The organism is Streptomyces sp. NBC_00370 (assembly GCF_036084755.1).
Taxonomy (GTDB): Bacteria; Actinomycetota; Actinomycetes; order Streptomycetales; family Streptomycetaceae; genus Streptomyces.
In genome coordinates, this window is record NZ_CP107968.1 from 1,979,908 (window position 1) to 2,002,126 (window position 22,219).

19 protein-coding genes are annotated in these 22,219 nt (G+C 72.3%); 6 read left to right on the forward strand and 13 right to left on the reverse strand.

The window, feature by feature from the left end:
* Positions 1–57 precede the first annotated feature (57 nt).
* Complete coding sequence (locus tag OHS57_RS08515) at positions 58–1,281, forward strand: type ISP restriction/modification enzyme (protein WP_328581545.1); 1,224 nt, start codon at positions 58–60, stop codon at positions 1,279–1,281.
* Positions 1,282–1,420: 139 nt separating this feature from the next.
* Here the strand turns inward: OHS57_RS08515 and OHS57_RS08520 are convergent, their stop codons facing one another.
* Entirely contained in the window at positions 1,421–1,693 is a 273-nt protein-coding gene (locus OHS57_RS08520; protein WP_041991220.1) for a hypothetical protein, read from the reverse strand.
* 233 nt (positions 1,694–1,926) lie between these two features.
* Here OHS57_RS08520 and OHS57_RS08525 point away from each other — a divergent pair, with 233 nt between their 5' ends.
* Positions 1,927–3,033 carry a DUF5925 domain-containing protein gene (locus tag OHS57_RS08525; RefSeq protein WP_328581546.1) on the forward strand — a complete coding sequence of 369 codons (1,107 nt, stop codon included), beginning with the start codon at positions 1,927–1,929 and terminating at the stop codon, positions 3,031–3,033.
* A 27-nt stretch (positions 3,034–3,060) separates the two neighbouring features.
* On the opposite strand, the gene OHS57_RS08530 is transcribed toward OHS57_RS08525, so the two are convergent.
* Together OHS57_RS08530 and OHS57_RS08535 are read right to left on the reverse strand one after the other, a co-directional pair.
* Positions 3,061–3,441, reverse strand: coding sequence for a GntR family transcriptional regulator (locus OHS57_RS08530; RefSeq protein ID WP_041991218.1), 381 nt, complete (start codon positions 3,439–3,441; stop codon positions 3,061–3,063).
* The gene (locus OHS57_RS08535; protein ID WP_328581547.1) at positions 3,438–4,547 is read right to left on the reverse strand and encodes a methyltransferase domain-containing protein; all 1,110 of its coding nucleotides are present in this window, start codon (positions 4,545–4,547) and stop codon (positions 3,438–3,440) included. The genes OHS57_RS08530 and OHS57_RS08535 overlap by 4 nt, the downstream gene beginning before the upstream one ends.
* 277 nt (positions 4,548–4,824) lie before the next feature.
* Here OHS57_RS08535 and OHS57_RS08540 point away from each other — a divergent pair, with 277 nt between their 5' ends.
* Positions 4,825–5,841 carry a lytic polysaccharide monooxygenase auxiliary activity family 9 protein gene (locus OHS57_RS08540; RefSeq protein ID WP_328581548.1) on the forward strand — a complete coding sequence of 339 codons (1,017 nt, stop codon included), beginning with the start codon at positions 4,825–4,827 and terminating at the stop codon, positions 5,839–5,841.
* Positions 5,842–5,844: 3 nt separating this feature from the next.
* Here the strand turns inward: OHS57_RS08540 and OHS57_RS08545 are convergent, their stop codons facing one another.
* The 3 genes from OHS57_RS08545 to OHS57_RS08555 form a co-directional block, all read right to left on the reverse strand.
* On the reverse strand, positions 5,845–6,291 hold the full coding sequence (locus tag OHS57_RS08545) for a protein-tyrosine phosphatase family protein (RefSeq protein ID WP_328581549.1): 447 nt from the start codon (positions 6,289–6,291) through the stop codon (positions 5,845–5,847).
* A gap of 48 nt (positions 6,292–6,339) precedes the next feature.
* On the reverse strand, positions 6,340–7,212 hold the full coding sequence (locus tag OHS57_RS08550) for an esterase/lipase family protein (RefSeq protein WP_041991212.1): 873 nt from the start codon (positions 7,210–7,212) through the stop codon (positions 6,340–6,342).
* A gap of 236 nt (positions 7,213–7,448) precedes the next feature.
* On the reverse strand, positions 7,449–7,814 hold the full coding sequence (locus OHS57_RS08555) for a YybH family protein (RefSeq protein ID WP_041991210.1): 366 nt from the start codon (positions 7,812–7,814) through the stop codon (positions 7,449–7,451).
* A 100-nt stretch (positions 7,815–7,914) separates the two neighbouring features.
* Here OHS57_RS08555 and OHS57_RS08560 point away from each other — a divergent pair, with 100 nt between their 5' ends.
* Positions 7,915–8,799 (forward strand): LysR family transcriptional regulator, encoded by an 885-nt coding sequence (locus OHS57_RS08560; RefSeq protein ID WP_328581550.1) that lies wholly within the window; start codon positions 7,915–7,917, stop codon positions 8,797–8,799.
* A gap of 17 nt (positions 8,800–8,816) precedes the next feature.
* Here the strand turns inward: OHS57_RS08560 and OHS57_RS08565 are convergent, their stop codons facing one another.
* Both OHS57_RS08565 and OHS57_RS08570 read right to left on the reverse strand, forming a co-directional pair.
* Positions 8,817–9,818 (reverse strand): DNA polymerase Y family protein, encoded by a 1,002-nt coding sequence (locus OHS57_RS08565; RefSeq protein WP_328581551.1) that lies wholly within the window; start codon positions 9,816–9,818, stop codon positions 8,817–8,819.
* Positions 9,815–13,315 (reverse strand): DNA polymerase III subunit alpha, encoded by a 3,501-nt coding sequence (locus OHS57_RS08570; protein ID WP_328581552.1) that lies wholly within the window; start codon positions 13,313–13,315, stop codon positions 9,815–9,817. Before OHS57_RS08570 ends, OHS57_RS08565 begins: the two co-directional genes overlap by 4 nt.
* Positions 13,316–13,508: 193 nt before the next feature.
* Between OHS57_RS08570 and OHS57_RS08575 the strand changes: the two genes are divergently transcribed.
* Positions 13,509–14,570 (forward strand): ABC transporter permease, encoded by a 1,062-nt coding sequence (locus OHS57_RS08575; protein WP_328581553.1) that lies wholly within the window; start codon positions 13,509–13,511, stop codon positions 14,568–14,570.
* A gap of 92 nt (positions 14,571–14,662) precedes the next feature.
* Here the strand turns inward: OHS57_RS08575 and OHS57_RS08580 are convergent, their stop codons facing one another.
* The 3 genes from OHS57_RS08580 to OHS57_RS08590 form a co-directional block, all read right to left on the reverse strand.
* Positions 14,663–15,757 carry a S1 family peptidase gene (locus tag OHS57_RS08580; RefSeq protein ID WP_041991202.1) on the reverse strand — a complete coding sequence of 365 codons (1,095 nt, stop codon included), beginning with the start codon at positions 15,755–15,757 and terminating at the stop codon, positions 14,663–14,665.
* Between the two features lie 171 nt (positions 15,758–15,928).
* Positions 15,929–16,798: a S1 family peptidase gene (locus OHS57_RS08585; protein WP_443042855.1), complete on the reverse strand. Its 870-nt coding sequence runs from the start codon at positions 16,796–16,798 to the stop codon at positions 15,929–15,931.
* A gap of 168 nt (positions 16,799–16,966) precedes the next feature.
* Positions 16,967–18,166 carry a DUF5685 family protein gene (locus OHS57_RS08590; RefSeq protein ID WP_328581554.1) on the reverse strand — a complete coding sequence of 400 codons (1,200 nt, stop codon included), beginning with the start codon at positions 18,164–18,166 and terminating at the stop codon, positions 16,967–16,969.
* A gap of 309 nt (positions 18,167–18,475) precedes the next feature.
* Between OHS57_RS08590 and OHS57_RS08595 the strand changes: the two genes are divergently transcribed.
* A complete protein-coding gene (locus tag OHS57_RS08595; RefSeq protein ID WP_041991196.1) occupies positions 18,476–18,913 on the forward strand; it encodes a cell division protein SepF in 438 nt (145 codons plus the stop codon).
* Positions 18,914–18,963: 50 nt separating this feature from the next.
* Here the strand turns inward: OHS57_RS08595 and OHS57_RS08600 are convergent, their stop codons facing one another.
* Both OHS57_RS08600 and OHS57_RS08605 read right to left on the reverse strand, forming a co-directional pair.
* A complete protein-coding gene (locus OHS57_RS08600) occupies positions 18,964–20,208 on the reverse strand; it encodes an acyl-CoA dehydrogenase family protein (RefSeq protein ID WP_443042856.1) in 1,245 nt (414 codons plus the stop codon).
* 74 nt (positions 20,209–20,282) lie between these two features.
* On the reverse strand, positions 20,283–21,971 hold the full coding sequence (locus OHS57_RS08605) for an MFS transporter (protein WP_328581556.1): 1,689 nt from the start codon (positions 21,969–21,971) through the stop codon (positions 20,283–20,285).
* Between the last annotated feature and the right edge of the window lie 248 nt (positions 21,972–22,219).

Consider the following 22,219-nt stretch of genomic DNA (forward strand, 5'->3'; position numbering starts at 1 on the left):
CCCGGTCGTTAGGCTTTCGCACACAGAACCTGTGGCCGACAAGGAGGGTTTGCCCGGATGACGGCCCCGCCGACGCCCTCGCCGACCGCCCCGCCGCTGAGCGATCTGATGCCGTGGTCGGCGGCCCCGCTGCGGCTCGGCAGATCCTGGGTCATGGCGCAGGACCGCGCTTCGCTGATCGCCCGCTGGGACCGGCTGATACGGGCCGAAGGCGCCGAGCGCGAGGAACTGTTCGTACCGACCAGGGCCCGTACGCCGCTCAGCGCGGTCGCCGCGCTGCCGGGCCGCCCGACCTCGACGGCGCGCCTCGCCCGCGAGTCGGGCCCCTGCCCCGAGCCGCTGCGGGTCACCCACGGCCCGTTCGACGAGCAGTGGCTGATCCCCGACCACCGGCTGATCGACGCTGCGCGTCCCGAGCTGTGGCGGGTCGCCGACGACCGGCAGCTCTTCGCCGTCGAGCAGGGGTACGTACCGGGGGCGGCGGGTCCCGCGCTGCTGGTGGGCGCCCTGCTCCCGGACGGCCGTTCGCCGGCGGGGCGGCCGGGCAGGATCCGGCCCCTCTACCGCCGCCCGGGGGGCGTGGAGCCCAATCTCGCCCCGGGGCTGCGGGAGTTGCTGACGGACCGGTACGGCCTCGATGTCACCGCCGAGCAGGTGCTGGCCTGGGCCCTCGCCGTGGCCGAGCCGTCGCCCGGCGGGTGTGTGGTGCCGCTGACGGGCGATCCTGAGCTGTGGGCGGCGGGGGTCGGCCTCGGCGAGCGGATGACGCGCGCGCAGTTGCGCGGGGCGCACGGCGGCGAGCGTCCCCGGCTGCCGGGCGGCCGCCGGCCCTATGTGCGTGCCGCCGTCACCGGCAGGGCCGAGACGCTGGGATTCGAACCGGACGGGCAGACGCTGCTCGTCGGGGAGGGGCGTATCTCTCCCGTGTCCGCAGGGGCCTGGGACTTCACGGTGGGCGGGGTGCGGGTGCTTGAGCTGTGGTTCGAGCGGCGTACGGCCGTGCCGGAGGACGGGATCGAGGGGCTGGCGGCGATCCGGCCGGCCGGCTGGCTGCCCGAATGGACGTCCGAGCTGCTGGAGTTGATCACGATTCTGACGCTGCTCGCCGAACTGCGCGCACCGGCGCGGGAATTGCGGGAGAAGGTGCGGAAGGGACCCGGGATCGGCCGGGACGAGCTGACGGCCGCCGGGATTCTGCCGGTGCCCTCGGCAGCGCGGCGTCCCGCCTCGGTCTTCGATCATCACGAGGAAGGGCCGGAAGGGCAGTTCGCCCTGATCTGATTCGCCCCGATCTAGGGGGACTTGACACCGACGCACTGCCGCGGACCGTCGGGGAGAACGGGTGAAATGAGCGCGGCACTGCGTCGGACGGCGTACTCGCCCGAGCGGGTTGTGGATCGCCGTGGGGTCGGGAGTGGAGTCAGCGGCGGCTGCCGAACAGCGAGCGGCGCAGACGCCGCAGGGGCGCGAAGAGCGAGACACGCGCGCTCTTGCTCTTGCTGCGGGCCTCCGTCTCGTCGCTCGAACGCGAGGTCAGCTCACGCATCAGAAGCGTCGCTTCCGCCGTCTCACGCTGTGGGACGGCAGGGCCGCCGAGCACCGAGAGATGGCGGTCGAGGCGCGAACTCGTCGCGCTGCTCCCGCATGTGATCGCAGGGACTCGCGCCCTGCTGTGCACTGTTATCTGTTCCATGTCACTCCCCACCCGTACGAGGGCACCCGACCCGGGCAGGTTAACCCTATCGCTCCCACCCGACACTCGTGTATCCCGCCTGCAGCATTAAGCACACCCATACGAGTTGCCGCGAAGATCACCCTATCCTGCCGATTTCAGGGCGAGTTGGACAGATCGCCGCCGTGGCCGCCGCCCCGGTCGCGGGACAAAAGGCCGTGCACCGGCCGCCCCGGTGCCGGATCATGTGCGTCATGTCTGCCAAGCCACAGGACGCACTGCCGATCCGGCTCACCGTCGACGACAGCGACTCCCCTTCGGATGTCGTCGACGCGCTGTTCCTCGGCCGCTTCGCGACGGGCGAGCAGCCGTTCTCGCACAGTTCCACCATCGACCGGGTCAAGCCGGGGGTCCCGCTGCTGCCGCCCGGCGCCACCGTGCTGCGCTCGGCGCGCGACGACGACCGCAGCGCGACGCTCTCCGAGGGCAACGGCTGGACGCTGCTGGTCTCCCGCTGGAACCACGGCGCCGACGTGACGGTGACGGCGGTCAGCGCCGAACTCGCCGAGCAGATCCACGGCCGGACGACCGAGGGCGCCCGGGACGAACCGGAGCCCCAGCCCGAGAACGTGACCATGGGGTTCTGGTACGTGTCGCCGCGGCGCGGCCCGTACCGCACCACCCGCCAGATCGCCGCCGGCACGTGGGACGACGTGCGGGCCAACTACACGGCGCCGGTGGCCGACGCGCTGGATCAGCTGATGAAGGTCACGCCCGACGACATCGCCGGACGGCTGCTCCTGCTGCACGGCCCGCCGGGCACCGGCAAGACCTCGGCGCTGCGCACCCTGGCCCGCTCCTGGCGCGACTGGTGCCAGGTGGACTGCGTGCTGGACCCCGAGCGGCTGTTCAACGACGTCGGCTATCTGATGGACATCGCGATCGGCGAGGACGACGGCTCGGCGAAGGGCCGCTGGCGGCTGCTGCTCCTGGAGGACTGCGACGAACTGATCCGCGGCGAGGCCAAGCACACGGCCGGCCAGGCGCTGTCGCGGCTGCTGAACCTGACCGACGGGCTGCTCGGCCAGGGCCGGAACGTGCTGGTGGGGGTGACGACCAACGAGGACCTGGAGCGGCTGCACCCGGCGGTGGTCAGGCCGGGGCGCTGTCTGGCCAGGATCGAGGTGGGGTCGCTGACCCGCGCGGAGTCGATGGCGTGGCTGGGCCGCGACGAGGGCGACTGGGACGGCACGGTGGGCCGCGAGGGCGCGACGCTTGCCGAGCTGTACGCGCTGCGGCGCGGCCACGGCCCGGCGTCGGTCCCGGCGCGGCAGCCGGGCGAGGCGGGCCTGTACCTCTGAGGGCGCGCGACGCGGCTACGTGTACGTCTACGGCTTGTTGGCGTAGGCGGCCCGCAGGGCGTCCTCGACGGCCGCCAGCGCCGCCGCCTTGCTGAGCCCGAGGCGCAGGGCCCGGTCCGCGTACGCCTGCGCGGCGGCGGCCGTCCCACGCTCGGCGGCGTCGCCCGCCGCGGCGACGAAGGTGCCGTTGCGGCCACGGGTCTCGATCACCCCGTCGCTCTCCAGGGCCCGGTACGCCTTGGCGACGGTGTTGGCGGCGAGGCCCAGCTCCTCGGCGAGTCCCCGCACGGTCGGCAGCTTGTAGCCGACCGGCAGGGTGCCTTTGCGGGCCTGCGCCGAGATCTGCGTACGCAGCTGCTCGTACGGCGCGGGGGTGGCTGCCGGGTCGATCACGATCTTCAGGGTCACCCGGCGATTGTCCCCCACGGCCCGCTGGGCGGAAGGTGCACCGCCCGGCGCGCTCCCTCGGGCCGGTACGCGACGGGGTCGTCGTCCTCGTGCCAGTGGACGAGGAACCGCTCGCCCGCGCGGTAGGCGTCGAGGGCGGCCCGGCAGTAGGCAACCATGTCGTCCGGCAGGTCGTCCAGCGGGTGCCAGGAGAGCCCCGAGCACTTGTCCGGCTCGCGGTTGTACGGCTCGCCGCCCTTGCCGTAGGCGACCTCGAAGAACCAGCCGATCCGGGGATTGCCGCCGGGGCCGCGATGCTGCATGACCAGGGCGACCCGCACATCCTCCGGGTCCGGTTCGACGCCGATCTCCTCGGCCGCCTCGCGGATCATGGCCGTACGGACGTCCTCACCGTCCTCCACATGCCCCGAAGGCCCGTTGAGCAGCCCGTCGGCGTAACCGGTGCCGGCGCGGCGGGCGAGCAGCACCTCGTCGCCCCGGCGCAGGATCAGATGGACGTCGACCACTTCGCGGTGGCGCGGCGTGGCGGCGGTGCGCGCGACCACCGCGTACCGCTCGTCGTCCACGGCCCGGCCCCAGAGCGCCGGGTCGTCCGACAGCGGCTCGTGATGGACGCGCTCGGCGAGCGGACCGAGCGCGCGGACGACCCGGGTCGCGGGCAGCCCCGTCCCCGCCCAGACCCCCTCGACCAGCACCAGCCTGCCACCGGGCCGCAGCAGCGAGACCCACTGCCGCAGGACCGCCTCGGGGTCGTCCACCACCCACAGCACGTGCCGGGCCAGCACCACGTCGAAGGTGCGCCCCGCCACCGGCGGCGCCTGGACATCGCCGACCAGCACATCGGCGCCCGTCCCCGCCAGCTTGCGGCGCGCCAGCTCCACCATCCGGGGCGAGAGATCGACCCCGGTGATCCGATGCCCCCGCTCGGCGGCGAGCAGCGCCAGGCTGCCCGTGCCGCACCCGAGATCGAGCACATCGGCCGGCTCCCGGGGCAGCCACCCCCCGAGCCGCCCGTCCCAGGCGGCCCGCACGGCGGGGTCCAGCAGCCCGTGGTCGGGCTCCTGGTCGAAGGTGCCGGCTTCGGCGTTCCAGTCGATCGAGGTCATGATCCGATCCTGGCATCCCCCACTGACAACGCCCGTCCCCCGCGATCCCGGCCCCGGACGGGCACCGGCCTGTGCCGGTCCTTAGTGGTTCCTTAAGCGGAGCATAAGGATGGGCACCGGCCCCTCCTGGCGGGGGATTTCGAGGTTTGGAGCGGATAACTTGCTGATCGCCGGGGCGGGTTCGGATCCGGTGGCGCCCGACACGGGAGGTCACGCCGTCGGCACGAATCCCGCCCCGCTCTCTTGGCTCTGCACCGCCCCGAAGGAGAACCCGTACATGACCGCTCGTCGCAAGGCTGCCGGGGTAGTCGTCCTGGGCTTCGTCCCGCTCGCCGTGGTCGGTCTGACCTCGGTACCCGCCGTCGCCCACGGGTCGATGACGGACCCGGTCAGCCGCGTCGCCGCCTGCTACGCCGAGGGGCCCGAGCAGCCGCAGTCCGCCGCCTGCAAGGCCGCTGTCGCGGCCGGCGGCACCCAGCCGTTCTACGACTGGAACGAGGTCAACCTCCCCGACGCCGCGGGGAACAGCCGTCAGGTGATACCCGACGGCAAGCTGTGCAGCGCGGGCAGGGACAAGTACAAGGGGCTCGACCTGGCCCGCGCCGACTGGCCGTCCACGAAGCTCAACGCGGGTAACCGGACGTTCCGTTACAAGGCGACCGCCCCGCACAGGGGTTCCTTCGAGCTGTACATCACCAAGGACGGCTACGACCCCGCCGAGCCGCTGAAGTGGTCGGACCTGGAGGACACGCCCTTCCTGAAGGTCACCGACCCGAAGCTGGTCAACGGTGACTACGTCTTCGACGGCATCGTCCCCAACAAGTCGGGCCGCCACCTGATCTATTCGATCTGGCAGCGCTCCGACAGCCCCGAGGCGTTCTACACCTGCTCGGACGTGGTCTTCGGCCAGGACAACGGCGCCCCGGCCGGTGCGGCGCCGACCGCCTCGGCCCCCACGAACGAGCAGGTCGCCGACGGCGCCGACAAGTCGTCCGTCGACCACACCGGCCACGAGGGCGGCGCGACCCATCCCGCCGCTCCGGCGGCGGCCGAGCCGGCGGACGAGGGCGACGAGTACGCGGGCGAAGAGGGCAACGACCCCGTCGTCACCAACGCCGACGCGGTGGTCGCACAGCCGACCGCCTCGCAGGACAATCTGGCGGAGACGGGAAGCGACAGCAACACCCCGATCTACACGATCGGCGGGGCGGCGGCGCTCGCGCTCGGCGCGGCCATCATGTTCGGTACGACCCGGCGCAAGGCGGTCTCCACCGGCGGCCGGCACAGCCGCTGACGGCTAGGACGGCCAGGACGGCTGACCGAAGCGCGCGACGTAACGCCGTTGCCACGGCGTCTCCACGGCGCGCGCTTCGTAATGCCGCCGCACGTACGCCACGGCCCGGTCCGCGGGGACGCCGTCGATGACGGCGAGGCAGGCCAGCGCCGTGCCGGTCCTGCCCCGTCCGCCGCCGCAGGCGACCTCGACGCGCTCACTCCCCGCGCGCTCCCACACGTCGGCGAACAGCGCGGCGGCCCGCTCCCGGTCGGCGGGCAACCGGAAGTCGGGCCAGCGCAACCACCGGCTCTCCCAGGGGACTTCGGGCGGCGGCTTGCCCAACAGATAGACGCCGAACGCCGGGACGGCCCCGGCGGGCATCGCCCGCCGCAACCCCCGTCCCCGTACCAGCCGCCCGGACGGCAGCCGGAGAACTCCGGCCGCCGCGGGGTCCCAGAGCTCCGCCATTTCCCCACCCTGCCATCCGGACGGTTGTGGCGTCAGCCGGTCGTCGGGTCAGCCGACGACCGAGGCGCAGGTGGTCGGGGTGGCGTGGGCGGGATCCAGGGCGTTGGCCACCTCGTGGTACGCGATCCGGTCGACCGTACCGATCGCCACATGCTCCGAGAGGTCGACCGGGCACAGGTCCTGGAGCAGCACGTTGCGCACGTCGGGTCCGGTCAGGAACTGGCTGCGGTACGGCGTGACGACCTCGTCGTAGCGGGTGGCGATCACCGTGTAGTGCACACCCGGCTGGGTGTCACCGCCCGCGTTGAGCTTGGTGAGGAAGGGTGAGCCCGCCACCTGGTCGGCGAGGCCCGGGGTCGCCATGGTCAGCAGGTCCTTGGCGCCGGGGAAGTACGGCAGCAGCGCGGTGAGGCCGTTCAGCGTGGTGCCGTGGTTGTCGGGGGCGATGCCGATCATGGCGTTCGTCTTCGCGGCGCCGCCGAGGAACTTGAGGTAGTAGCGCGGCATCATGCCGCCCTGCGAGTGGCCGACCAGATCGGCCTTGGGCGCCCCGGTGGCGGCGAGCACCTTGTCGACGAAGGTGGCGAGCTGACCCGCCGACGCGTCGATGGGGCCGATGCCGTAGATGAGCGGCACGCCCGGGAGTTGGCCGTAGTCGAGGGAGAAGACGCAGTAGCCGCGGTTCACCAGGTACGGGGCGAGGGCGAGCCAGTTGTCGACGCCGTTGCCGAAGGTGCCGTGGACGAGGACGACCGGACGCGGGTGGGCCGCGGACGGTTTGCAGGAGTAGTTGTTCCAGCCGCTGCTCGGCGCCGAGGCGGCGAGCGGGGCGGCGGAAGCGGCCGGGGCGGCGGTCAGGGTGGCGGTGGCTGCGAGCAGCAGCGCGGCCAGTGGTCCGAGTGCGCGTTTCCAGGGCAGCATCGGGCGGTCTCCTTGCGGCTCAAGGGAATGGCGATGACTGGCAGCCATATGGCCCGGACCACAAGGATGGCTGTGTTCATGCCAAGTTACGTGCCAGTAGAAAGCGGGGGGAAGTTACGCGTCGGTAAAAACTGCGACGACAGCACGGTAATCTCCCGCGTCCCGCGATCCCGGCAGCAACACCTGCCGGGATCGGGCATCGAACTGGCGCGCGCCCGGGGAAGACCCGAGGGCGATCAGCCGGCGGGAGGGGTGAACTCGGGCTGGTCCAGCAGCCGCAGCCAGCTTCCGTCCGGCTGGCGCCTGACGACCTGCGCACGGGCTCCCGACCCGTCCTTGGGCGGTGTCGAGGTGAGCGCGATGTCACCGCTCAGCAGGGTCGGCAGCGGTTCCTCCTGCTCGAAGTGCGGCCGGCCCGCCAGCACCTTCTCCCACAGCGCGCGGATCGCCTCCCGGCCGACCGTCCGCCCGCCGGGCGGGTACGCCAGCACCGCATCCGGTTCGTAGAGTTCGGCGACCCCGGCGGCGTCGCCCGCGTTGGACCGTTCGACGAACAGCCGGGTGATGTCCTCGGGGCGCATGGCCTTCTCGTACTCCGTCATGACTTTCTCCTCACGCCAGGGGCTTCGGTGATTCCCAGCCTGGTCACCCCCGCACCAGAAGTCCAACAGATGGTCCTGCTGGAAGCTAGAATCAACACTCATGGACTTGAGGCAGCTCGAATACTTCGTCGCGGTCGCCGAGGAGCGGAACTTCACCCGGGCCGCCGAGCGGGTGCACATCAGCCAGTCCGGTGTCAGCGCCCAGATCCGCCAGCTGGAACGGGAGCTGGGCGCCGAGCTGTTCGACCGGTCGGCGCGCACGACGGTCCTCACCGTCGCGGGGAAGGCCGCGCTCGGACCGGCGCGGGCCGCGCTCGCCGCCGCGGGCGCTGTCGGTCAGGCGGTGGGCGAGGTGACCGATCTGATCCGGGGCAGGCTCACCGTCGGAATGGTCATCGGCTGCACGCTCACCCCGCTGTTCGAAGCCCTCGCCGCCTTCCACCGGACGCATCCCGGGGTGGAGATCTCCCTCCTGGAGGACAACTCCGAGCGGCTGGCCGAGGAAGTGCGCGCCGGCAGCATCGAATTGGCTCTCGTCGGCACCGCGGCCCCCGCCCCCGAGGGGCTTGAGTCACTGACGATCGTCAGCGAACGGCTCGTCGTCGCGGTTCCGGCCGGACATCCGCTGACGGAACCGAAGCGGATCACCCTGCGTGACGTGTGCGCCCACCCGATCGTGTGCATGCCGCCGGGTACCGGACTGCGCACGGTCTTCGACCGGGCCTGCGCCGCCCAGGACCTCCACCCGGTGATCACGCTCCAGGCCAGCGCCTCCGACGCCATCGCCGAGCTGGCCGCCCGCGGGCTCGGCGTCGCCGTCCTCAGCGAGTCGATGGCCGCGCGCTACGGCGACCGGCTCGGCGGCCACATCATCGAGGATGCCCAGGCCCCGGCTCTGCTCTCGCTGGTCTGGCGGGACACCCAGACCCCCGCCGTACGGGAGTTCGTCGCGTACGCCCGCCGCGCGTTCACCGCCCCCCGCTGACCGGGCGGCTGCCGGGCTCACGCGGCCAGCGAGCCCGGGAACAGCGTCTGCGGGCCGAACTTGGCGCGTACGAGGTCGGCGACCTCCTCGATCCGGCGCGCCCGGTCGTCCACCGGGTCGAACGTCAGCTGCCGGGTGGCCCGTTCGGCGGGGAGCAGGTCCTCGGCCCGCACCGAGAGCGCCCGCACCCGGGCCCGTTGCAGCCCGAGCGACTCATGGATCCGGTACGCGGCGGCGGTGAGCGCCCCCGAGTGGGCGGTCGGTTCGCGCAGCGCGCGGGTGCGGACGGTGGTGGAGCGGTCGGCGTAGCGCACGGTGAGTGTGAGCGACCGGCACACCTGACCGGAACCGCGCATCCGCACGCCCAGCTCCTCGGTGATCGAGAGCAGCGCGCGCCGGTGCCGCTCCTGGTCCAACTCGTCGCGGGGGAAGGACCGTTCGGCGGCGAGCGAGCGGGAGGCCGCGTTCGGCACGACCGGCGCGCCGTCCACGCCGTGCGCCTTCTCGTACACCTCGCGGCCCCGCCGCGTCCCGATGACCCGTTGCAGGGTCGACAGCGGTACGGCCGCCGCCTTCCCCACGGTGTCGATGCCGTACGAGCCCAGCGCCCGCGCCGTCGCCGTACCGATCCCGGGCAGCGCGGCGACCGGCCGGGGCGCCAGGAACCGCTGGACGGCGCGCTCGTCGTCCGGCACCACGAGCGTCGTTCCCCGCCCGGCTTCCCGCGCGGCCATCCTGGCCAGCATCGGGGTGCCGGCCACCCCGATCGTGCAGCCCGCCCCGGCGTGCGCGAGTGCCCGTACCCGCAGCACGGCGGCGATCCCGGCCGCGTCCTGCCCGAAGTACCGCTGGGCGCCGCGCACATCGACGAGCGCGGAGTCCGGCGGCAGCGCCTGGACGACCGGGCTGATGTCCTCGATCAGCCCGAGCAGCGGGGTCACGTCGACGGCGTCAACGGCGTCGCCGTCGTCATCGTGGGACTGCGCGTGCGAGTGGTGGAACCGTACACAGAGGATCATCCGGCGCTCCCCGGGCTCGAATGCCACAGCTTGCGCAGCTTCTGGCCGGTCGGCACGCCCTCGCCCGCAGGACGGAGGTCGGCCCACGGGTTCATCTCGTACCCGGTGGGCAGTTGGATGCGCCGGCCGTTGTCGGCGGACCCGTCGGCCGCGACAGGCTGCTCGGCGGGCTCGTTGAGGGCCGCCGCCACCGCGTCGAGGCCGCCTCGCTCCCGCAGCTCCACCAGTTCCGCCAGATTCCACGCGGCGGCGCCCACCACGCTGAGGCTGCGCGGCCCCCTGCGCTGCACCACCCCGCGTACCAGCAGCAGCCAGGAGTGGAAGACGGTGTGCGCGCACGCCTCGTGGCTGTCGTCGAAGAAGGCGAGGTCGACCAGGCCCGTACCGTCGTCGAGCGTCGTGAAGATGACCCGCTTGCCCGACCTGATCGGCGGGGTCTGGGTGGCCACCTTGGCGCCCGCGACCAGGACGGTGCTGCCGTGCGGCGCCGCCCGCAGCCGCTTGGCGGACATCACCCCCAGCTCCTTCAGGAACGCGTGGTGGTCCCCCATCAGATGGCGGGACGCGTCCATGCCGAGGACGCCCAGCTCGGCGCTGAGCCGTTCGGCGTCGCCCAGGTCGGGCAGGCCGGCGGGCGCGGTCCGCTGCCCGCCCCCGAGCGGGAGTTGGTCGCCGTGGCCGGCGCCCGTCCTGCGCTGCGCGCCGTGCAGCTCGGACAGATGCAGCAGCAGATCACGCCTGTTGGCGCCGAACCGGTCCAACGCCCCGACCTGCGCCAGCCGTTCGGCCACCGGACGGCTGGGCCTGGCCCGCTGCCAGAAGTCCAGCAGCGAGGAGTACGGCTGCGCCGCCTCGATCCGCGCGGTCTCCGCCTCGCTGATGCCGTGGACGTCGCGGAGCGCGAGCCGCAGCCCCCATACCGGGACCCTGTCCTCTCCCATCCCGCCTCCAACCCCACCGCTATCAGACACCAGTTCGATTCTATGAGTGGCCGCCGACGCGTTCACATCCAGCGGCAGCACCGGCACCCCGCGCCGCCGCGCGTCCGCCAGCAGCAGCCGCTTGGGATACATCCCCGGGTCATGGGTGAGCAGCCCGGCGTAGAAGGCGGCGGGATGGTGCGCCTTGAGCCAGGCCGACTGGTACGTCGGCACGGCGAAGGCGACCGCGTGCGCCTTGCAGAAGCCGTACGAGCCGAACGCCTCGACGATCGCCCAGGCGCGCGCCACCACCTCCGGCGCGTACCCGCGCTCCACGGTCCGCTGTTCGAACCAGGCGCGGATCCGGCCCTGCGACTCCGGGTCGGAGAGCCCCCGGCGCACCTTGTCGGCCTCCTCGCGGCCGCAGCCGGTCATGATGTCCACCATCCTGATGATCTGCTCGTGGAAGACGACCACCCCGTAGGTCTCGCGCAGCGGCGCCTCCAGGTCCGGGTGCGGATAGCGGATCGGCGCCCTGCCGTGCCGGGCCTCGATGAACGGCCGGACCATGTCGGCGGCGACCGGGCCGGGCCGGAAGAGCGAGATGTCGACCACCAGGTCGTGGAAGGTGGCGGGCTGCAGCCTGCCCACCAGATCGCGCTGGCCCGGCGATTCGATCTGGAAGCAGCCCAGGGTCTCGGCCGAGCGGATGAGGTCGTAGGTCGCCGGGTCGCCCTCGGGCACCTGCGCCGGGTCGTCGATGTCCACGGCGTCGCCGGTGGCGCGCTCGATCTCGGCGACGGCGTGCGCCATCGCCGACTGCATCCGCACCCCGAGGACATCGAGCTTGAGCAGCCCGAGATCCTCCACGTCCTCCTTGTCGAACTGGGACATCGGGAAGCTCTCGCCGCTGGTCGGCACCACCGGCGTACGGCGCAGCAGCGACGCGTCGGAGAGCAGCACCCCGCACGGGTGCATGGCGATCCCGCGCGGCAGCGCGTCCAGCGCCTCCACCAGCTCCCAGAGCCTGCCGTGCCGCTCCTGCTGCCCGGCGACCTCGCGCAGCTCGGGCAGCTCCGCCATCGCCGTACGGGCGTCCCGGGCGCGGATGTGCGGGAACGCCTTGGCGATCCGGTCGATCTCGGCCGGGTCCATGGACAGGGCGGCGCCGACGTCCCGTACGGCATGGCGCACCCGGTAGGTCTCGGGCATGGCGACGGCGGCGACCCGCTCACCGCCGAACCGGTCGAGGATCGCGCGGTACACCTCAAGCCGCCGGGCCGATTCCACGTCGATGTCGATGTCGGGGAGACCGGGGCGCCGGGTGGAGAGGAAACGTTCCATCAGCAGTCCGTGCGCGACCGGATCGGCGTGGGCGATGCCCAGCAGATGGTTGACCAGGGAGCCGGCGCCCGAGCCGCGGGCGGCGACCCGGATGCCCATCCCCCGGATGTCGTCGGCGACGCCGGCGACGGTGAGGAAGTACGAGGCGAACCCCATCGTGTCGATCGTGCGCAGCTCGGCCTCCATCCGGGACCAGTACACGCGGTGGTCGGCGCGCCGGTCGTAGCCGCGCAGCACCATCCCGGCGGCGGCGCGCGAGCGCAGCACCCGTGAGGCGCTGCGCCGGTCGGCGCCGACCAGCCGGGGTTCGGGGAAGTGGACGGTGCCGATCCCCAGGTCGTCCTCGGGGTCGACGAGACAGCTCGCCGCCGTCTCCTCGGTCATGGCGAGCAGCCGGTGCGCGATGTCACGCCGGAATCCGGCGGCCTCGGCGACCAGCTCGGCGGTACGCGCCATCGCCTCCGGGTCCTTGAGCCAGCGCTCCCCGGTGTCCAGGCCACGGCGCGGATCGATGGGGATCAGCCTGCGGGCCGCGTCCAGTACGTCGGCGACCGGGCCCTGCCCGGCGTCCGCGTACCGGACGGCGTTGCCGAGCACGGGCCGTACGCCCTGTTCGGCGGCGAAGCCGAGGGTGCGGGCGGCGTGCCGCAGCGATCCAGGGCCCGTGCCGGTACGCCCGTGGTGGACGATCTCCAGCCGCAGCGCGTCGCCGTAGACCTCCCGCCAGGGCGCGAGCAGCCTGGCGGCCCGGTCGGGGCGGCCGGCGGCGACGGCGCGGCCGATCTCCGAGTCGGGGCCGAGCAGGACGGTGAGCCCCGCGCCGTGGTTGTCGCGCCACGGCAGCAGCGGGCCGCCCTCCCCCGCCGCGTGCGCCGTGGTCACCAGCCGGCACAGGTCGGCCCAGCCGGCCGCGCCGTCCCGGGCGAGGAAGACGGCGCGCGGCGCCGATTCGTCGATGAAGGCACCGCCGCGCACGGGGGTGCGCCTGCGCGAGGTGGGGCCCTCCTCACGCGCCCGCTCGCCCACCGCGAGATCCACCCCGAACAGCGGGCGCACCCCTTCCACGGCGCACGCCTTGGCGAAGCGGACGGCGCCGGCGAGGCTGTCGCGGTCGGTGAGCGCCAGGGCGTCCATGCCCCGTTCGGCGGCGCGCGCCGCGAGCCGCTCCGGGTGGGAGGCGCCGTACCGCAGGGAGAAACCGGACACGGTGTGCAGATGCGTGAACCCGGGCATCCGCACCTCCTGGGTCGTCCTGGATCAGTCCTGCTCGCCTCCCCGAGTTCCACCATAGACCAAGTTTCGAACGTGCGTGCGATACCCGTGGGACGCCTGGCCTCCCGGCTCCCCGGGCCCGCCCGTGGCCGTCCTTACGCCATTCAGACTCTCCCCACCTGCGCGGATACCGCGCGCCCAGGACGGTGGGGACATGACATTCGTCGACGAGGTGAAGACCGCCGTCACCCCACGGGCAGCGCTGCTCGTCATCGGTGTGCTGGCGCTGCAACTGCTGTTCATCGCCTCGTACGTCGGCGCCCTGCACCATCCGAAGCCGACGGACATCAAGGTCGCCGTCGTCGCCCCCGGGCAGACCGCCACCCAGCTGGCCGGGGAGCTGAAGCAGCTCTCGGGCAGTCCGCTGGACCCCCGGGTGCTCCCGGACGAGAAGACGGCGCGCAAGCAGATGCTGAACCGCGACATCGACGCCGCTCTCCTCGTCGACCCCCGGTCGAGCACCGACACCCTGCTGATCGCCTCGGGGCAGGGCTCCACCGAGACCAGCATCCTGCTCAATCTCTTCGGCGGCCTCGAACAACAGCAGCAGCGCTCGCTCAGGCCCGACGACGTCGCGCCCGCCACCGTCCAGGACGCCGACGGCCTCTCGTCGTTCTATCTCGTCATCGGCTGGTGCGTCGGCGGCTACCTGTGCGCGGCGATCCTCGCGATCAGCGCGGGCGCGCGGCCGGCCAACCGCAGCAGGGCCGTGATCCGGCTGGGTGTGATGGCGCTGTACGCCGTCGTGGGAGGCATCCTCGGCGCGGTGATCACGGGACCGATCCTGAACGCCCTGCCGGGCAGCGTGTTCGGGCTGTGGGGGCTCGGCGCGCTCACGGTGTTCGCCGTCGGCGCCGCCACCCTGGCCCTACAGGCGGTCTTCGGCGTCGTCGGTATCGGTCTCGCCATCCTGCTGATCGTCGTCGCCGGCAATCCGAGCGCGGGCGGCGCCTTCCCGCTGCCGCTGCTGCCGGACTTCTGGCGGTCGATCGGGCCCGCGCTGCCACCGGGCGCCGGGACCTGGGTGGCCAGGTCGATCGCGTACTTCCGCGGCAACGCGGTCACCGGGCCGCTGCTGGTGCTCTGCGCCTGGGCGGTGGGCGGCACCCTGGTCACGCTCGTCGCGACCGTGCTGCGCAAGCCGCCACGGGACCGGCGGGTCGTCACCGCCGAATCGGCGCCCGGCCTGCCGGGAGAGCCGGGGCAACCGCTGTAGGGACGACAGGAACCCGGCCCGCCGTTCGGCGGACCGGGTTCCCTGGTCACTGCTCGCGATGACCGCTCGTTACCACCGGACCGGTACCGGCGTCAGCCGATCTCGGCACCGAACGCGGCGAGCGCCGCCGTAGCCGGCTGGAAGAACGTCTCACCGCCCGAGCTGCAGTCACCGCTGCCGCCCGAGGTCAGCCCGATCGCGGAGCTGCCCGAGAAGAGCGAGCCGCCGCTGTCGCCGGGCTCCGCGCACACATCGGTGTCGATGAGCCCGTTGACGATGTCACCGTTGCCGTAGTTGACGGTGGCGTCGAGCCCCAGGACCGTACCGCTGTGCACCTGGGTGGTGGAGCCGCTGCGGGTCACGGACTGGCCGACCGTCGCTTCGGCCGCCCCGCTGATCGGCTGTGCGCTGCCGTCGTAGAGGTTGACCTCGCTGGGGTGGTCCACGCCGTCGTTGTACTTGACCAGGCCGTAGTCGTGGCCCGGGAAGTCCGAGCCCTCGGTCGTCCCGATCTGGTTGCCCTGCGCGTCGGACCAGGTCTGGATGTCCGCCGTGCAGTGCCCCGCCGTGATGAAGTACGGGGCGCCGCCCACGGTCACGTTGAAGCCGACCGAGCAGCGTGCCGTACCGCCGGGGACGGGTCCGGTCACGGCGTCGCCGCCGGAGACGAAGGGCTTGAACTCCCCCGCCGACCGCTTGAGTTCGACCTTGCCGCCGAGCCCGTCGACCACGCTGTTGAGCTTGGTCAGCTGGGCGCCCTTGACCGTACGGTCGGCCTTGACGACGACCTTGTTGCTGACCGGGTCGACGGACCAGGACGTACCCGGGATGGCCGCCTTCGCCGCCAGGGTCTTGCGCGCGGCGGTGAGTTCCTTCGCGGAGTTCTCCACCACTCTGGCCTTGCCGCCGGCCTGGCGGACGACCTCCGCCGCCTGGTCGTCGACGACGTTCACCACGAGCGCCTTGGACTTGGCGTCGTAGTACGAGCCGGCCGCGTCGCTTCCCAGATCCTTGTTCAGATGCGAGGAGAGCGTCCCTGCCGCTGTCGCGGACAGTGACTTCACCGCGAACTGCGGTGCTCCCTCACTGGCGTTGGCCGTCTGGAAGCTGATTCCTGCCACGACCAGGGCGGCCACAGCGCCGCCTGCCATCGTCGCCCGCTTCTTGGATATGTGCCGATGCTTCATACACAGGCCTCCTGTGGGGGGCCGCGCCGGGACAAGTGGGGTGTTCCGGCACGGAGGATGAGCCGCCCACTATTCCTAAACTCGCCAGTAGCACACAAGGTCGGTCCCAGGACACGCACACGAAGGTCTCAATACGGCCACGCGGTCTCCATCTGCTTCAGCACATCACTCTCAATAGACCCGTACGCCATAGGCCTTGAGCGCCTCGGTGACCGGCTGGAAGTACGTCGTGCCGCCGGAGCGGCAGTTGCCCGTGCCCCCGGACGTCAGACCGACGGCCCGGCCGCCGGAGTACAACGAGCCGCCGCTGTCGCCCTGTTCGGCGCAGACGTTGGTGCGGATCAGCCCGGAGATGATGTGGCCGCCGCCGTAGTTGACGGTGGTGTGAAGACCGAGCACGGTCCCGCTGTGCACACCGGTGGTGGAGCCCCTGCGGGTGACGCGCATGCCCACGGCCGCCTCGGCCGCCGCGGTGATGTCGGTCCTGCCGACCGTGCCGGGGTGCCGGAGCGAGGTGTTGGCGTAGCGCACGATGCCGTAGTCGTTGCCCGGGTAGCTGGAGCCCGCCGTGGGGCCGATACGGACGGAGTGGGAGGCGTTGGTGTACCAGGACGAGCTGCGTTCGGTGCAGTGCCCCGCGGTCAGGAAGTAGTACGTGGCGCCCTTGCGGACGTTGAAGCCGGCCGAGCAGCGCCAGCCGGTGGCCGACGCCGGGTCGCCGCCGGAGATGAGCGGGGAGATCCTGCCCGCGACCCGCTCGACGCGCAGCGCCCCCGCTCCGGGTCCGGCCGCCTCCCGCAGTCCGGCGATCTCGGCGGACGAGACGGTGCTGTCGGCCGTGACGACCAGGGCGCCGTCGGCCCCGTCGGTGTACCAGGCGGTGCCGGCCACATCGGCGTGCCGTACGGCCTCCCCCAGCGCGGCGAGCCGCGCCGCCCCGGCGGCGGCCGACGGTACGGGCGCCGCCAGCGCGAGCGTCGCGACCAGCCCGACGACGAGCCCAGCGGCGGCCGACGGCAGCCGGATGTGCTTGATCCTCACGTGTGCGTTCCTCCGAGTCGAAAGCCATGCCGCTCGGAGTATCGAGGCGTGCCGACGGGCCGCACAAGGCCGCCTTCTGGCCGCAGCTTCGCAGGTCGTAGGGGGTGCGCGCCGGAGGTGTGAACACCGGCGGGAGGGGGCAGCGGCCGGCTGACCGCCCGTCACATCTCAGCAGCCGCAGTCACAGTCGCATCCGTCACAGCCGTCGCACCCGTCACAGCACTGGCAGCAGTCGCAGCAGCCGCCGTCGCAGTCGCAGCTCTGGCAGCAGCCCTCACGGTGCTTGCCCGACCACGGGCCCTCGTACCGCTCGGCGCAGCACATCCGGCAGGTGCAGAGCAGTCCGGCGAAGACCGCGCAGCCGGCCAGGAAGCCCCGGCCGTCCCTTCGCGGCGGCTCGGGCGGCTGTACGCGCCCTCCGGAGGTCCAGGGGTCCGCCGGTGCGTCCGGGTCCACGTCCGGCCCGTGCCCCGCGCCGTGTGCCGGCCCGTGCCCCTGGTGCGCGCAGGCCGTCGTCGTGGCGAAGGCCCGGTCGACGGAGGTGCGCAGTTCGTGCGCCAGCAGTACGTGCGCCAGCTTGTCGTCGACGAACTCGGCGTCCCGCAGGGCGAGACGTATCCCGTGCACCGCGTCGTCGGCGAGCCGCCGCGCCTCCGGCAGCGGGGTGCCGGTCGCGGTGAGCGGGTTCCAGGCACCCGACGCCGCGTCAGCTTCCCTGTCCTCCACGGCGTCCAGCAGATGCGCCAGCCGTCCGAAGAGCCGGCCCGCCTCGGCGAGCGGCGCCTGGTTGCCCGGCCGGCCCGCCAGGACGGCGGTGTGCGCGAACGCCGCCGCCGTCGCCGTCTCGGTCGGTTCGGTGACGGTCAGCAGCGGGGTGCCGGGGCCCGCCAGCAGCTCGATGTCCGGCTGCCGGTCGACGGCTTCGACCAGTACGGCCGTGTCGAAGCCCAGCTCGGCCCCGGTGCGCGCGCCCGCCTTGTCCCAGCCGGCGGCCACCCGGCGCGCCGCCGCCGCCAGCGGCCGGCGCCTCAACAGCCCGTCGCCGTCGGCGACGTGGTCCCGTATCTTCGCCGACGCCAGCACCAGGGAGACGGCGGCGGCGAGCCGCGCGCCCTCACCTCTTGCCACCGGGGCGGTTCGCATCCCGCGCAGCGGGCAGGGACCTGCTGTACGCCGCTGCCCGGCGGTGCGCCCGGTCTGAGCCTCCGTCAGGACGGAGACGATCAGGCCGTCGTAGTTGGTCACAACCCGGGAGAACTGTCCGTGGTCCGAGCGAAGTGCCAGGCACAGCCCACAGAGATGGGCCGTCCACTCGGTCTTGAGGCTGCCCGCCAGCCGATGGGCGCAGGGCCTGACTATTCCGAACACGACCGTCCCCCGGGTGCGTCGTCCTTGGGCTGTCGCCAGCCGTTTCTCGCTCGTTCTCGTGTGCGAAACGCATCGTATCGAGTGACGGTTCACCCGAACGTCCCCTGCGTCACCCGTCTGGCCCGAAATTCATATTTCGTGCCGAGCCATGGCCCGTACCCAGGAAGAACCTTGACGAACCGCCACATCTTCTGCACCAGTACCGTCACGAATCGCCTCTGCGGCGGCTATCCCCTTGGCGCTCAATCCGCATTATGGACGACGATAGAGAAGCGGAACCACAAGTGACCGCGGTGAAAGGAGGCGTCCATGGGATCGGTGCGCAAGGCGAGTGCCTGGCTGGGCCTCGTTGAGGACAACGACGAGCGGTACTACGACGACGACGAGTACGCCGAAGGTGCGGAGAGCGGCGAAGCCTGGAAGACCGACCCCCGGGTGCGGGTCGCCTCCCAGCCCGCCCCCGAGCAGGACCGCAGGATCGCCACCGTCTCCCCGGAGAGCTTCCGGGACGCCCGGAGCATCGGCGAGCTCTTCCGGGACGGCGTCCCGGTCATCATGAACCTCACTTCCATGGAGCCCGCCGACGCCAAGCGCGTCGTCGACTTCGCCGCCGGGCTGATCTTCGGACTGCACGGTTCGATCGACCGCGTCGCCACCCGGGTCTTTCTGCTGACCCCCGGTGACACCGAGATCGTCTCCGGCGATTCGGCCGGCCGTACGCAGGGCGGCTTCTTCAATCAGAGCTGAGCAGGGCGCTCACCGGTTCACGCCGGGTTCACCGGCACTTACCACCGGGTTCACCGGAACGCGTCGAGACCGGTGAGCGCCTTGCCCAGGACGAGTTGATGCATCTCGACGGTGCCCTCGTAGGTGAGCACCGACTCAAGATTCGTGGCGTGCCGCATCACGGGATATTCGAGCGAGATCCCATTGGCGCCGAGAATGGTCCGTGCCGTGCGGCAGATCTCGATCGCCTCCCGCACATTGTTGAGCTTGCCGAAACTGACCTGCTCGGGGCGGAGCCGCCCCGCGTCCATGCGCAGCCCGATGTGGTGGGCGAGCAGGATGCCCTTGTGCAGTTCGAGGGCCATGTCGGCGAGTTTGGCCTGGGTGAGCTGGAAGCCGCCGATGGGCCGGCCGAACTGCTCCCGGGTCTTCGCGTAGTCGAGGGCCGCCTCGAAGCTGGCGCGCGCGGCGCCCATGGCGCCCCAGATGATTCCGTACCGCGCGTGGTTCAGACAGCCGAGCGGGCCGCGCAGCCCGGTGGCCTCCGGCAGGACGGCGTCGGCGGGCAGCCGTACGTCGTCGAGGACCAGTTCGCTGGTGACCGAGGCGCGCAGCGACCACTTGTGCTTGATCTCGGGGGCGGTGAAGCCGGGGGTCCCAGCGGGCACCAGAAAGCCGCGGATGCCGTCGTCCGTCTGCGCCCAGACGACGGCGACGCCCGCCACCGTGCCGTTGGTGATCCACATCTTGCGTCCGGTGAGCAGCCAGTCGGAGCCGTCCCGCCTGGCGTAGGTGCGCATGCCCGCCGGGTCGGAGCCGTGGTCGGGCTCGGTGAGGCCGAAGCAGCCGATGATCTCGCCCGCCGCCATGCCGGGCAGCCAGCGCTGCCGCTGCTCCTCGGAGCCGAAGCGGTGGATCGCGTACATGGCGAGGGAGCCCTGGACGGAGACGAGCGAGCGGATGCCCGAGTCGGCGGCTTCCAGCTCCAGACAGGTCAGGCCGTACTGGACGGCGGTGGCGCCGGCGCAGCCGTATCCGGTCAGCGACATCCCGAGCGCGCCGATGGCGCCGAGTTCGCGGGCCAGTTCGCGGATGCCGGGCAGCTCGCCGCTCTCGTACCACTCGGCGACATGCGGCAGCACCCGGTCGGCGGCCCAGTCCCTGACGGTCCCCCTGATCGCCAGGTCCTCGGGGCTGAGCAGGTCGTCGATGCCGAGCGGGTCGCGGGGGTCGAAGGAGGGCCGCTTCGACCCCGAAGAACCTGAAGAACCCGAAGGCCCTGATGAATCCGAGGAAGGGGCTGACGGTGCTGACATGGCGCTGCCTCCGGCGGCTCGCACGGACTGAAGCTCGAACTCGGTCTGCTCACGACCAAAACTAGCAGCGGTAGTTAGAGATGACGGGCCGACCCCGCCTGCCGGGGAGCGGCCCTGCTCGCCGGTACGGCGAGCGGCCCCGCCCCGGCCCGCGCGCCACGCTGCTCCCCGTCGCCCTGCTTGACCAGCGATATCCCCGGGGCCGGCTCCGCCGCGCCCTCGGGACAGTCCGCGGTCCGCGGCAGCCGCAGCGCGGCCAGCGCGCCGAGCAGCAGCAGTCCCGCGCTGACCAGCAGCGTGACATGGAGGCCGTGCACGAAGGAGTCACGGGCGGCCGTCCGCAGCGAGGCGCCAGCGGACCCGCCGAGCCGGTCCGCCACCTGGTACGCCTCCCCCAGCGAGTCGGCGGCGGCCCCCCTCGCCGCCGCGGGGACGCCGGGCACGGCCGACAGCCCGGGGGCGTACGCCGCGTTCATCACGCTGCCGAGCAGCGCGATCCCCAGCCCGGCGCCCAGTTGGTACGACGTCTCGCCGATCGCGGCCGCCCCGCCCGCCTCGTCGGCGGGGCACTCGCTGAGCATCGACTCGTACGCGCCGAAGAGAGTGGACTGCAGCCCGACGCCGAGCAGGACGAACCCCGCGGTGAGCAGCACCGGACGGTCGTGCTGTCCCATCAGGACCAGCAGCAGCACGGCGGCGGCGGTGAGCACGAACCCCCAGGACACCATCGCGCGCGGCCCCAGCCTGCGCAGCGTCAGCGATCCGGTGGCGCCGGCGGCGATGGCGGCGAAGGTGAGCGGCAGCAGCCGCAGCCCGGTCTCCAGCGGGCTGAGTCCGAGCACCAGCTGGAGGTACTGGACGGCGATCAGCTCCAGGCCCACCAGCGCGAGCATGGCGAGGACGATGCAGCCGACGGAGGTGGCGAAGGTCTTCCTGGCGAACATCCGCACGTCGATCAGCGGATGCGCCAGCCGTCGCTGTCTGCGGACGAACACGACCAGCAGCGCGGCCCCCACGCACAGCGGTCCGACGGTGGCGCCCGAGAGCACGCCCTCCCCCGCGCCGAGCCGCTTCACCCCGAAGACCACCCCGAGCACCCCGACGGCCGCCAGCAGCGCCCCGAGCACGTCCCAGGGACCCTCGGCGCTGCCGCGCGACTCGGGCAGCGCCACCCTGCCGAGCGGCAGGATGACGGCGAGCAGCGGGATGTTGATGAGGAAGACCGAGCCCCACCAGAAGTGCTCGACGAGAAACCCGCCGAGTACGGGCCCCACGGCGGCGCCGACGGCCGCGACGGCGGTCCACGCGCCGATGGCCACGGCGCGCTCACGCCGGTCGGGGAAGACGGCGCGGAGTATCGAGAGCGTCGCCGGCATGATCATCGCGCCGCCGATCCCGAGCAGCGCACGCGCCCCGATCAGCATCTGCGGGGTGGCGGCGAAGGCGGCGAGCGCCGAGGCGGCGCCGAAGATGGCGTAGCCGATCAGCAGCACCCTGCGGCGGCCGACGCGGTCGCCGAGCGTGCCGAAGAGGATCAGCAGCGAGGCGCAGACCAGCGGGTACGCGTCGACGATCCAGAGGAGTTCGACCCCGGTGGGCCGCAGGTCGGCCGTGACGGCGGGGACCGCGACATGCAGCACCGTCGCGTCGAGTGCGACCAGCAGCAGGCTGACGCACAGGACGACCAGCACGAGCCAGCGGTTGGCACCGCCACGGGCGCCGGCGGCGACCGGCCGTGCTGCGGCCGTGGTGGTGCCCGACATCTGTGTACCTCCCATGCGTGCTGCGCGCCCGGCGAGCGTACGCGAGTTGACTCCTGTGGCGTGTGGCGCACGCCTCACCCCGCGCCGCCGCCCGTGGGGGAAATTCGGCGTAACGCGGTGGTGAACGAATTCAAGACCCCACAAAGACACGTACACACACGGCGTGTCGATTAATAAGGAGCAACTCACTTGGATTTCGGTTACCGGCCGGGATAAACCGTGAGCTGAGACATACTCCACATCACATC